Raw genomic sequence first — 12391 nt, 5'->3', positions numbered from 1 at the left:
GGTCGTAGTCTATGGAGGCGGTTGGGGGTTCCGGCCGTTCCGCTCGTAAGGAATCGGAGTCACAGTCCATGGAGGAATTCGCAAACGCACATCCAGGATCGAAGAGAATGGGATTGGCAAGCAACCCGCTGCATCGCTACTGCGCGGACCCGGATCTGGTCATGATCGGGGACCGTTGGTACCTGTACTGCACCGAGGATGGTCTGCCTGAATGGACCTCGCATGCCTTCTACGTTTATGAATCCGTGGACCTGTGCCATTGGACCCGCAGAAAGATTCTGGACCTGGACCAGGTCCCCTGGTGGCATGGGGGACAGGGTGCCTGGGCTCCCTGCCTGCTGATGCGTCAGGGAACCTGCATCCTGTATTTTGTGGCCGACGGACAGATCGGCCAAGCAGTCGCACCTGGTCCAACCGGTCCCTTCCGGGCGGCCCAGGAGCCATTCATCGCCCGGGGGGACTACGACTGCCTGCCCATCGATCCCTCGGTCTTTGTGGATGACGACGATGTGCCCTATCTGCTATGGGGCAATGGCCGTGCCTACATGGCACGGCTGAGTCCGGACGGCCGGCGCCTGGAGGACGGCTCGGTGCACTCCGCCGTGCCTGACAACTTCCGCGAGGCCATCACTGTCTGCCGACGGGGAGACATCTACTACGCCTCCTGGTCGGAGAATGACACCAGGGATCCGAGCTACCGGATCCGCTGGTCCAGCGCGCCATCGCTGGACGGGCCATGGACCGCACCCCAGATCCTGATCGAGGCTGATTATGCCAAGGGGATTCTGGCCACGGGTCACCACTGCATCACCCGTGTGCCGGGCCGGGATGACTGGATCGTGGCCTACCACAGGTTCGCCAGGGACGGCCGGGGTGACGGCTGCCATCGCGAAATCATCTTTGACTCCTTGGATTTCGCCGATGACAGCGCCCTGGTCCAGATCCGCCCGCAAGTGGGATCCTACTGGTACCCAGCCCGGAATCCGGTTACTCCCTGACGATGGGGTGGCCGCCGAATGCGCTGCGCAGGGCGGACACTACCTTCATGGTCATGGGATCCTCGATCTTGGAGGACTGGCGGGCATAGAGAGCCGAGGTGATGGCCGGCGTGGGCACCCCCAGCTCCAGGGCGTCCGCAATCATCCACTTGGTCTCGCCGGTTTCGTCGGCCTTGCCGGCGATCCCGCTCAGATGCGGGTCATCCTTCAGAGCCTGGGCCAGCAGATCCAACAGCCACGACTGGATGACCGAGCCCTTGCGCCAGGACTCCACCACTTCGCCAGGCTCCTTGATCAGGTCGGAGGCCTCAAGGACTGCGTACCCCTCGGCCAGGGCCTGCATCATCCCGTACTCGATGCCGTTGTGGACCATCTTGGCATAGTGGCCCGCGCCGGTGCCTCCCGCGTGGACCAGACCGTAGTCGCCCTCAGGCTTCAAGGTGTCCAGGATGGGCTGGATTCGGGCCACGTCCTGGTCCGAGCCGCCGACCATCAGAGCATAACCCTTCTCCTTGCCCCAGATGCCGTTGGAGGTGCCCACGTCAACTAGGCCTATGCCCTTGGCGGCCAGGGCCTGGGCGTGTTCCTGGTCCTGGGTGAAGCGAGTGTTGCCGCCATCCACGACCAGGTCGCCGTGCTCCATCAGCTCGCCCAGCTGATTGAGAGTGGACTCAATGGGTTTGCCGGCCGGGACCATGACCCAGATCACTCGTGGTGCCTCCAGGGCCTGGACCAGGGCCTCAAGGCTGTCCACATCCCTGCCCGAGTCCGGCGCGATGTCGTAGCCGACTACCTGATGACCGCCGGTGCGCAGGCGGTCTGCCATGTTCTTGCCCATGCGTCCCAGGCCAATCATGCCGATCTTCATAGTGTTAGTTCCTCTCCCTTGACTCTTAACTGCAACAGTGTGAAGTTGACCGCGATAGTTGGTTATCGGCCGCGGTCGGGCCGATTCGCGGGTGCTACTGGCGGGCTGCCTGCCGGGCGCGCTCAGCTTGAACCTGGGCGGTGTGCGCCTTGACGTCGCACTGGAGCCCCAGAGTGTCGATGACCTCTTCGGCCTCGATCTCAGGAGACATGCGCAGCCCCACGTCGATGGTCAGATGGATCTCGTCAGGTCCCAGGGGCTCCAGGTCATCGAACTGGGAGCGTAGCATCTGCGGCTTCATGAAATGGCCCTTCCGCTTGGAGAGCCGTTCCATGATGGAGTCGTAGTCCCCGCTCAGGTGGATGAAGACCACGCCCGGCATCCGCAGCCGGTCACGGTAGATTCGCTTCAAGGCGGAGCAGGTAACGGTCCCGGGCGTCCCCCGGCGTACGTGGTCCTCAATCCAATCATGGATGCTGTCCAGCCAGGGCCAGCGGTCCTGATCGGTCAGGGGGATGCCGCGGGCCATCTTGTCGATGTTTGCCTGGGGGTGGAAGTCGTCGGCCTCTGCCATGTCCCAGCCCAGCTTGCGTCCAAGGTGCTCGTTCATGGTGGTCTTGCCGCAGCCTGAAACGCCCATGATGACCAGGATTGGTGTGCGGCCGTGGAAATAGTCAGATGGAACCGTGTTGTCGACCGCCGAGGGGACCTTGGGCTCCGGGTGGCTTTCTGCGCTCAGCGCGTCGGAATTCTTCAATGATGTATCTACCATGTGCAACCTTTCTGAAAAGTGATGTGACGATGATGCTCAGGAGGCGATGGGCACAAACAGGCTGGCGACCATGACCAGAACCAGGACCACGACCGACAGCAGACATTCCAGAACCGACCAGGTCTTCAGGGTCTCGCCAACGCTCAGGCCGAAGTACTCCTTGATCAGCCAGAAGCCTGCGTCGTTGAGGTGGGAGAGGAATATGGACCCGGCGCCGATGGCGATCACCAGGAGGGTGGTGGCCATCGGGGTGGCATGCATCATGGTCATGGCGTTGCTGAGGATGCCCGCCGTGGTCAGGATGGAGACGGTGGCTGAACCGGTGGCGACACGGACGAAGACCGCGATGAGCCAGCCCAACAGGAAGATGGAGATGCTTGAGGTCTCCACGAAGTTGCCGATGATCTTGCCGATGCCCGTGGCAACCAGGACGCCCTTGAAGCCGCCTCCTGCCCCGACGATCAGGAGAATGCCGGCCACTGCGGGCAGGGAGGCGCCCAGGGAATCGTTGACGGTCTTCCAGGATATTCCGGAGGCGGCCTTGAGCACCAGCATGGAAACGACCAGGGCGATGGCCAGGGCCATGACGGGGTTGCCGATGAAGTTGATGGTCTGGGCGAATCCGTCTGTGCGGTCCTTGAAACCGGGCAAGGCGATTTCGAAGATTGAGGTGAGGAGCATGAGGACGGCGGGAAGAAGGATGCAGCAGAGGGAAATGCCGAATGAGGGAAGCTTGGTCTCCTCCTTGCCGGCCTCATCGCTTTTGGCTACAAAGTCCGCAGGTGCCTGGACCGGAACCCACCGGGCGGCCACCCTGGAGAAGAGGGGGCCGACCAGGACCAGGGTGATCAGGGCGAAGGGGATGCCGAACATCATGGTCAGCCCTACATTGCCGGTTTCCTTGAACTGGCTCAGGGCGGCCAGCGGGCCGGGGTGGGGGGGTACGCAGGCATGCATGATCGACAGGCCCGCCAGGGTGGGGATCGCAACGCGCATCAAGGGCAGCTTGGTGCGTTGGGCCACCAGGATGATGACCGGCACCAGGATGACCAAGCCTACCTCGAAGAACATGGGAAGGCCGATCAGGGCTCCTATCAGGGCCATGATCCAGGGTATGGAGGCTGCGGAGGATTTGGATACCAGGGTGTTGACCACCTGGTCGGTGGCGCCGGTATCCATGAGCACCTTGCCTATCATGGCTCCCAGGCCTATCAGGATGCCTACTGACCCCATGGTGTTGCCGAACTCGCCGGTGAAGCTGGTCAAGGTCGGCATGGGGCCATAGCCTGATCCGATGCCTACCACCAGTCCGGCCGCCAGGAGGGATACGAAGGGGTGGAGTTTGACGACGGTCACCAGGAATATGAGCACCGCCAGGCTGAGGATCAGACTGACGCCCAGCTGCGTGGTGTTGAGCTTGGCGGTCCCGCCAGCGGCGATCAGGACCTGCTCGGCGGCTGCCAGGTGCAATATGGTTTGCATTGCTGCCTCTTCTCTGAGGAATCGGACGAATCCGGTCTCCCGGGTTCATTTTTTTTATTTTGCATGACATAATATCGACCAAATGACATTATGTATGTTTTAACTGCTATAAGTGTACACGCCCTGTGGACGGCAGCGACGCTGCCGCTCCTTCATTATGGCAGGACCCATCCGTATTTCAGTACGGGACACCTCGCCGGGAATGATTGGTAGAGTAAATTTCATGGGAACCGAACCGTCGTTGCATGACAGGCTGCTCGATCAATGGGGCATGGGCATCATCACTGGCCATATAGCCCAAGGAGAGCGTCTGCCCGCCCCGGCCCTAGGTCGGGAGCTCCCCTCCCGAACGGTTACCAGAGAGGTGACCCGTGTCCTCGAATCCATGGGGCTGGTCACGGTAAAACGTAAGGTGGGAGCCGCCGTCAACCCCGCCAGGGTCTGGAACATCTACGACCCCATGGTCATCGAATGGAGACTGCGCGGACCGGATCGGGAAAGCACGCTCCACGAGCTCTCGGAGCTGCGGGGAAGCGTGGAGCCCACGGCGGCACGGCTCGCGGCATCCAGGGCCAAGCCGGAACAATGGGCCGCCCTTACTCAAGCCGCCATCGACATGGTGGCCCACGCCAACCGGGCGAATGAGTCCGACTACCTCCAGGCTGACGAATGTTTTCATAGGACACTCCTGGAATCATCAGGAAACGCCATGTTTGCTGCCCTCGGTGACGTGGTGGCCGCTGTCCTGGCGGGCCGCACCCGCCATGAACTCATGCCCCGGCGGGCCAATGAACAGGCGCTGAGGCTCCATGGCGACGTGGCGGCTCTGATCCGCCAGGGTGACGGCGATGGTGCCCGCAGGGCCATGGAGCGCATCGTTGACGAATCAGACCAGGCCATTCATGCCATGACGAGTTCGCAGGGGTAAGTCGTCACTGGCAAAAGGTTGGCATCGTCGTCGGGCTGTGGCTATCGCGACAGAGTGTGCAAGCCATCCCCGCCTCTGTTCGGCACGCCGTATGCTGACTGATTCCACGTCTGCGAAGCAAGCCAGGAATTCGCTTGGTTGCATATTTTTCAAAGAGGCAGGCCTTTTTCTGATCGGGAACAACAAGAAAGAAGGCAGCCTGCCAAGGGGGATATTACTGGCGGAGCTGCCTTCCGGCCGGGAAGCTGGGGAGCTTCCCCTGCTATGGCCACTTACTCGAGCGAAATCCTGATCAACTCATGCCTTCCTGCATTCGGTGCTTGCGTTGGGCGGCGATGGCTGCCAATGTCATAAGCCCGATCAGCAGGAGGAGGATTATCCCCCTTCCGCCGGCATTCGGCAGTATCCATGAATGCATGAAGATGTAGATATTGCTCGTGTCCGGGGTCTGCGGCTCCCCGGCCAGCGTCCATTCGATGGTGGTGGAAACCTGGCCGAATCTATGGCTGGGGGTGATAGCCTGCCAGGTCCCGTTCGGTTGCCCACTGACAATCGTTCCGTCGGCATCGCCGAAGGAAAGGCGGGTGGGAATGCCCATGGGCGGGATGGCAATGCGGGTGGCCAGCACCAGATCGGTGTTGTCGGAGCCGGTCCCGTTCTGCCCGGTGCTGTTTCGGCCGAAGCCATAGGCCGTTCCGTCGGTGCCGATGGCCAGGCTGTGGTTGTCGCCGGCGCTGATGCTTCCAGCCTTGAGTCCCTGGCTCTTGTCCTTGGGATCCCTGGCCTTGGCAGGCTGCTCGGGGGAGCGTCCATCACCGAGTTGGCCGTGGGTGTCGTCCCCCCAACCGTAGACCACCTGGTCGGTGCCGATGGCCAGGCTGTGGTTGTCTCCGGCCGCCACCTGCTGATAGGCGAAGCTGTCGGATGCACCCCGGGGGAGGGCGACTTGAACGGGTATGGGCTCGTCGTCCCCGACGGGTCTGACCTGGCCGTTGCTGTTCGACCCCCAGGCCCAGGCCCTCCCATCCTGGTCCAGGGCCACGGAGTGGGATGACCCGGCGCTGATCCGGATGTACACGGGGCTTTCGCTCATGCCTGATGGTACTGCCAGCGGTTTGGGCACCTTGCTTTCGCTGCTTCCGTCGCCAAGGCCGAGTCTCCCATTGGCATTGGACCCCCAGGCGTATATCTTCCGGTCGGTGCCGATGGCCAGGCTGTGCTCGCTTCCCGCACTGATCTGGATGTAGGAGAAGCCGGATGTGGCTTCGCCGGGCTTGGCTACCCGGATCGGAATCGGTGAACTGCCGGTCTTGCCATCACCTAGCCCGCCTGTGATGGATCCCCAGGCATAGATGTTCCCGTCGCTGCCCAGAGCCAGGATATGCCTTCTGCCTACGGCCACCTGAGTGAACCTGAAGCCTGGGGCTGCATCTGCCGGAAGGACCACCTTGACAGGGATCGTGGAGGTGCTGGTGGTGCCGTCGCCCAGGCCTGTGGCGTTGGTGCCCCAGGCGTAGGCCATCCCATCGGATCCCAAGCCGATGCTCATCGTGGTGCCTGCGGCGGCCTGCAGCCAGGTGAACCCGGGTCTGGCCCCTTTCGGAGCGGCAACAGCAATGGGTTGGTTCCGATTGGTCCGCGTGCCGTCCCCAAGTTGGCCGGAGCTATTGTCTCCCCAGCTGTAGGCTTTTCCGTTGCTGCCGATCGCGAGTGAGTATCCTGACCCGGCGCTGACCTGTGACAGACGCATGTTGCCGGCTGGCGGTGGGGTGAGGGTCACGGTCTCGCCGCCGGTATCGATGCCGCGCGTGGGGGTGAGGGTCCATTTGGTGTTTGCAGGGCTCCACCTGGCTTTCAGGTTGTGGCCCTGCTGAATGGGTTGGGTGAAGTCATAGGCGGCATTCCCGTCGAACCAGCCGTCGAATTGTTGACCTGGTTTGGCGGGATTGGCAGGTCGGATGACGGTGGTGTCCTCGTCCGCGGTCTGCGATGGTGGTGTGGGCGAGCCTCCGTCGCTGTCGTAGGTGATGGTGTAGCGCTCAGGGGTATAGGTGAAGTCGAGGACAGCATCTGGTTGGGGAAGACCGTTCTGGTTCCAGTGGATGACGAGAGGTATCGTGCCGGGTCGATGCCGTCTGGGTGGCGCGATGACGGTCCAGGCGCCGTCCGGCTGTCGGGAGGGATCGGCTCCTGGCATCCCGCCGAAATCGATGGAGGCGACCTGCAGGTCGGGGTAGTCGATGGCGACGGGTTTGGCTCTGCTGCTGGTGGTGTTGTCGCCGAGTTGGCCCTGGGTGTTGTCGCCCCATGCGTGCAGGGTTCCATGGCTGTCGATGGCGAGAGTGTGTCCGGTGCCGCCGGCGGTGCGGACCCAGGTGGCGTCGGAGGCAGGTGCGTCGATGGCGACGGGTTTGGCTCTGCTGGTGGTGGTGTTGTCGCCGAGTTGGCCCTGGGTGTTGTCGCCCCATGCGTGCAGGGTTCCATGGCTGTCGATGGCGAAGGATGCATGGCCGCCGGCGGAGATGGCGGTGATGGTTGCGGGCAGACCGGGTTTGACGGGTCGGCCGGTCTCGGTGCCGCTGCCTGCGCCGAGTTGGCCCTGCTGATCGGAGCCGAACGTGTACGGAATGTCGTCGCCAGTGTCGGCGTCGGAGCCGATGGCGAAGGTGTGGTCGGTGCCGGCGGTGACATGCAGCCATGTGAAGGCGGGGGATGTGCCGGTCGGGGCCTGGACCTGGGTCGGGGTACCGGCGGAGCCGCCCGTGTTTCCGTCGCCGAGCTGGCCGTGGTTGTTGTCGCCCCAAGCGTACATGCGGCCGTTGTTGGCGATGGCGAGGGTATGGCGGCCGCCGGCTTGGATCTGTGTGTAGACCAGCCATGAGGGGGTGGCGGGAGGCATGGCCCGCATGGTCGGGGTACCGGTGGAGCCGCCCGTGTTTCCGTCGCCGAGCTGGCCTTGGGTGTTGTCCCCCCAGGTCCACGCCCTGCCCTGGGTGTCGAGGGCGGTCATATGGCCGTCGCCGGCGCTGATCTGGGTGAACCTGGTGTCCCCGGTATCGGCCTGCCGTGGTGTCGGGTCGTCACCGCTGGTGGTGCCATGGCCGAGTTGGCCGTGGTCGTTGTCGCCCCAGGTCCAGATGCGTCCCTGGGTGTCGAGTGCGGCGGAGTATTTGTCGCCTGCGGTGGCTTGGGTGAATCGGGTGTCATCGGGGGTGGGAACGCTGGTGGGGGCGGAGCGTCTGGCCCGGTCGGGATTGCCGAGTTGGCCGTGGTCGTTGTCACCCCAGGCATACAGACGGCCGTCGCTGGATACGGCCAGCGAATGGGTGCCGTCGGCGCTGATGCCGGCCAGGCGGGTGTTGGTCGCGTAGTCGGGCGGGGTCAGGGTCAGACTGGTGCCTCCGGATGTGCGACCTGAGGCAGGAGAGCGGGTCCAGGGGCCTGGTCGGCTCCATCTGGCAGTGATGGTTGTATCGCTGGTGACGGGCTGGGTGAAGTCAAAGGCAACGTTGCCCTGGAACCAGCCGTCGAACCTGTATCCTGCGCGGCCCGGGTCGGCCGCGGGTCGGACGGCCTGTCCCCAGTCGTCTACGTTATGGCTGGTGACCGGGTCGCCGTTGGCCGGGTCGAATCGGACCCGGTGGCTGACTGTGAGATACGTGTAGGTCAGGGCAGCCGTGCCGGAATCCAGGTTCCGTCGTGACCAGGAGACTTTGACATCCACCGGGCCCGGAGCGTGCGCCGGCGGGCGCACCTTCCAGGAGCCGTCAGGGTTCCTGACCGGCACGATCATCGATGGCTTTCCGTCGAAGGTGACGGAGGACACGGTCAAGGGCCATGGGAACCATACGCCCGCTGGTCTCGGATTGGCCGCCGCTGCCCCGTTGCTGGTGTTGACGCTGTTGATGCCGAGCTGTCCCCAGTCGTTGCGGCCGAAACTGTAGACGTTGCCGTCCGACCCGATGATCAGCATGTGCCAGTGGTTGCTGCCGATGGTGAGGCTGAAGTAGGTCAGGTCGCTCGTCGCCCCGTCCGGTTTGGGTATGCGCGTGGGTGTGGCTACGCCTGAGTCGCTGCCGTTGGTGGAGGTGGTGCCAAGCTGGCCGTATTGGTTGCTTCCCCATGCCCAGGCGCCCGTGTCGGTGATGGCGGTGGAAAAGTCCCAACTTGCATTAATGTCTATGGCGCCGGTCAGGCCCGGTACCCGTCCTGGGCGGGTGCGTTCTCCGTTGCGTCCCAGCTCATTGTGCTTATTGCCTCCCCATGTATAGATGTTGCCGTCGGTGGCTATGCCCATGGATACGTATGCACCGGCGCTGATCGCGGTGAACTTCAGATCTGTGGCGACTGGGCCTGGTTTGTCGGCGGGGTAGGCATCGCTGGAATCGCGCCCCAGTATACCGTAGTAGTCGCTAAGGGTGTTGGTTTTTTCATAGCGGCCCCAGGTCCAGGCGGTGCCGTCGGCGGCCAAGGCCATGGAATCCCGGTCGCCGGCGCTGATCGCGGTGAAGGTGGTTCCCTCGGGCATGGCCACTTTCGTAGGGGTGATGTCGTTCATGGAACCGTCGTAGGGCGGGCGGCCGAGCTGGCCGTCCTTGTTTTGCCCCCAGGTCCAGACGTTGCCGTCCCGGTCCAGGGCCATGGAATGGATGTTGCCGGCGCTGATGGCGATGAACTGAACATTTGGAGGGGTGGAGGCAAGACCCGGCGTGGGATAGCAGTTACCCACTCCCACGGATCCGCGCCCCAGACGTCCGGCTTCGTTGTTTCCCCAGGTCCAGATTCTGCCGTCCCGGTCCAGGGCCATGGAATACCAGCCACCATTGGAGACATGGGTGAACTTCACGCCATCGGGCACCTTGACCATCACCGGGGTGGTTCGACGCGCCGAGGCGCCTTCCATTCCGCCGGTGCCCAGTTGGCCGCAGTCGTTTCTTCCCCATGCATAGGCGTTCCCGTCGCTGCCCAACGCCAGGGAATGAAACTGTCCCGAGGACACCTGGGAGAAGGCGATGCGGTTCGGAGGGTCGATGCGCACATCGTTGCCACCGGTCCGGGGACCCGACGTGGGGTGGATCGACCACTGGTTATTGCCGAATGTCCACCTGGCGGTCAGCGTGGTGGGCCCCTTGATGGGTCTGCTGAAGTCGTAGGCGACATTTCCCTGGAACCAGCCGTCAAATGTCCAACCCGCCTCGCTTGGATCGTCCGGGCGTTGGATGGTGTCGCCTACGGCGACCTGCTGGTTGGGGATTGGGTCGCCGTGCTCCGACTTGAAAGTGACGGCGGCCGCAGTGCCGGTGTAGGTGAATCTCTGGCTGGTGTCGTCGGGTTGGCTTGCACCTGTGGCGTCAGCAGACTGGATGGTGAGGGTGACGGTGCCCAGATGGTGCCGGGGGGAGGTAACGTGCCATCCGTCGGCGCGTTTGGTGATGCCGCCGACGTTGTGGCTGTCGCCGAAAAGAACGGAGGCTATCCGCCGGTCGGTTGACCGCCAGACCATGCCTGGCTTCGGATTGGCTGCCGCTGATCCGCTCGTTGCGCTGTTGGTGGTGTTGGTGCCGAGTTGGCCGTAGTCGTTGCGGCCCATGCTGTAGGTGTTTCCGTCAGACCCGATGACAAGCATGTGGAGGCTGGTGTTTCCCGTGTTGAGGCTGGTGTAGGTGAAGGGGGCGGGTGTTTCGTCGGGGGTTGTCATGCGGGCGGGGATGGTCGTGTCGGTGTTGGTGCCGAGCTGGCCGTAGTCGTTGCTTCCCCACGCCCAGGCACCGGTGTCGGTGATGGCGGTGGAGTAGTTCCAGCCGGCGTTGATGTCTGTGGCGCCGGTCATGCCGGGAACCTGTCCTGGTCGGGTCGTGTCGCCGGAGCGTCCCAGTTGTTTTGAACTGTTGCCTCCCCAGGTGAGTACGGTGTTGTCGGCGCCGATAGCCATGGAATGGTTGTATCCAGCGCTGATTGCGGTGAACTTCCGGTCGGTATCGACTTGGCCGGGCCTGTTGGCGGGGGCGGCATCGGTCGGCGTGCGGCCCAGTACGCCATAAAAGTCATCTCTTGTGCCGCCGTTGTCCCCCCAGGTCCAGGCGGTGCCGTCGGCGGCCAGGGCCATGGAATGGTAAACGCCTGCGCTGATTGCCGTGAAGAAGGTTCCCTCCGGCGCGGTCACCTTTGCCGGCGTGTTGTCGCTTGCCTTGCTGCCATATGGAGGACGGCCGAGCTGGCCGTTGTAATTGACGCCCCAGGTCCAGATGTTGCCCTTGGTGTCCAGGGCTAAGGAATGCAGGTTCCCGGCGCTGATAGCTTTGAAGGTTGTGCCTGATGGGATGTCAGCCAGGCCGGGTGTGGAGTAGGAGCTGTTGACAGAGCCGCGGCCCAGTCGTCCGCCATCGTTGAATCCCCAGGTCCAGATCCTGCCGTCGCGGTCCAGGGCCATGGAATACCAGCCGCCTGCGGACACTTGGGTGAATTTGACGCCCGCGGGCATGGATACCGGCACCGGAGTCGTTCTACTCGCCGTGGTCGTCCCGTCGCCCAGTTGTCCGCAGTCGTTTCTACCCCATGCGTAGGCGTTCCCGTCGCTGCCCAATGCCAGGGAATGGTACTGGGCAGCGGACACCTGAGCGAGTCGGACCGGGTCCTTTGGCGAATTCACCGTTACGTCTGTGCCGCCCTGCCAGGGGCCGCTCGTGGGGTTGGTCGCCCATTGCCCCCATCTGGCCTTCAGATTCGTATCCTTAGTGACGGGCCTGGAGAAATCGTAGGGGACATCGCCCTGGAACCAGCCGTCGAATGTCCAGCCCGGGCGGGATGGATCGTCATGCGGCCAGGAAGCGATTCCGCCGTCGGCCACGATCTGTTGGGCGGGCATGCCCGTGGTGCCCTCATCTGATGTGAACTGCACTGTATGGGTTCCGTCGTTTCTTGGCGACGGGCCTGGAGACTGCTGTGTGGCGGCCAGAGAATTCAGCGTCGCCAGGGGTGAAGGATGGCTCCCTGATGCCGGCTGAGGGTTCGTGGGTTGGATCAGTGGTGTTGATTGGGCGGTTTGCGGGGATGGATGCTCGGAGGGTGTTGCTATGAAAGAGGGTGAAGGATGGCTGTCTAGTTCGGGGACTGACGGCCTTGGGGCCGGGGCTTCTCTCTCACCCCCCCCCCCCCCTGATTTCAGACTCTGCCAATGCATCGGTGTCTGATTGCTCAGCACCGGCAGCATGCGCATCTGCCATGAGCCCCAGGCCCATGGTAGCGAGCACAGCGAAGACGCAGATAATAGGGCGTGAGACACGCCTAGAAGCAACACGCATGAAAGATGCCTTCCCAACATGCTGCCCTCGAAATATCTTAGA

At 63.2% G+C, this 12391-nt stretch carries 6 protein-coding genes; 2 read left to right on the top strand and 4 right to left on the bottom strand.

What is annotated here, in order from left to right:
- Positions 1 to 107 precede the first annotated feature (107 nt).
- Positions 108 to 998, top strand: a complete 891-nt coding sequence (locus J3T93_RS05155) for a family 43 glycosylhydrolase (protein ID WP_258561529.1) — start codon at positions 108 to 110, stop codon at positions 996 to 998.
- Here J3T93_RS05155 and gnd read toward each other — a convergent pair.
- The 3 genes from gnd to J3T93_RS05140 are packed head-to-tail and all read right to left on the bottom strand — an operon-like array spanning position 988 to position 4120.
- Entirely contained in the window at positions 988 to 1932 is a 945-nt protein-coding gene (gnd, locus tag J3T93_RS05150) for a phosphogluconate dehydrogenase (NAD(+)-dependent, decarboxylating) (RefSeq protein ID WP_258561582.1), read from the bottom strand. The genes J3T93_RS05155 and gnd overlap by 11 nt on opposite strands.
- A gap of 28 nt (positions 1933 to 1960) precedes the next feature.
- Positions 1961 to 2638 (bottom strand): gluconokinase, encoded by a 678-nt coding sequence (locus tag J3T93_RS05145; RefSeq protein ID WP_267430812.1) that lies wholly within the window; start codon positions 2636 to 2638, stop codon positions 1961 to 1963.
- Positions 2639 to 2674: 36 nt separating this feature from the next.
- On the bottom strand, positions 2675 to 4120 hold the full coding sequence (locus J3T93_RS05140) for a GntP family permease (RefSeq protein ID WP_258561531.1): 1446 nt from the start codon (positions 4118 to 4120) through the stop codon (positions 2675 to 2677).
- Between the two features lie 223 nt (positions 4121 to 4343).
- On the opposite strand from J3T93_RS05140, the gene J3T93_RS05135 reads away from it, so the two are divergent.
- Positions 4344 to 5048 (top strand): FadR/GntR family transcriptional regulator, encoded by a 705-nt coding sequence (locus tag J3T93_RS05135; RefSeq protein ID WP_220236755.1) that lies wholly within the window; start codon positions 4344 to 4346, stop codon positions 5046 to 5048.
- Between the two features lie 292 nt (positions 5049 to 5340).
- Here the strand turns inward: J3T93_RS05135 and J3T93_RS05130 are convergent, their stop codons facing one another.
- Positions 5341 to 11946, bottom strand: a complete 6606-nt coding sequence (locus J3T93_RS05130; protein WP_267430811.1) for an InlB B-repeat-containing protein — start codon at positions 11944 to 11946, stop codon at positions 5341 to 5343.
- Positions 11947 to 12391 lie beyond the last annotated feature (445 nt).

Source organism: Bifidobacterium sp. B4111, assembly GCF_026537235.1.
Classification (GTDB): Bacteria; Actinomycetota; Actinomycetes; order Actinomycetales; family Bifidobacteriaceae; genus Bombiscardovia.
The sequence above is the reverse complement of the archived record's forward strand: the minus strand, read 5'-3'. Positions and strand labels throughout refer to the sequence as shown.

What these genes read in the sequence shown, in the direction of transcription:
- J3T93_RS05145 (WP_267430812.1), bottom strand. Translation starts at nt 2,638, where the DNA reads ATGGTAGATACATCATTGAAGAATTCCGACGCGCTGAGCGCAGAAAGC.
- J3T93_RS05135 (WP_220236755.1), top strand. Translation starts at nt 4,344, where the DNA reads ATGGGAACCGAACCGTCGTTGCATGACAGGCTGCTCGATCAATGGGGC.
- J3T93_RS05140 (WP_258561531.1), bottom strand. Translation starts at nt 4,120, where the DNA reads ATGCAAACCATATTGCACCTGGCAGCCGCCGAGCAGGTCCTGATCGCC.
- J3T93_RS05155 (WP_258561529.1), top strand. Translation starts at nt 108, where the DNA reads ATGGGATTGGCAAGCAACCCGCTGCATCGCTACTGCGCGGACCCGGAT.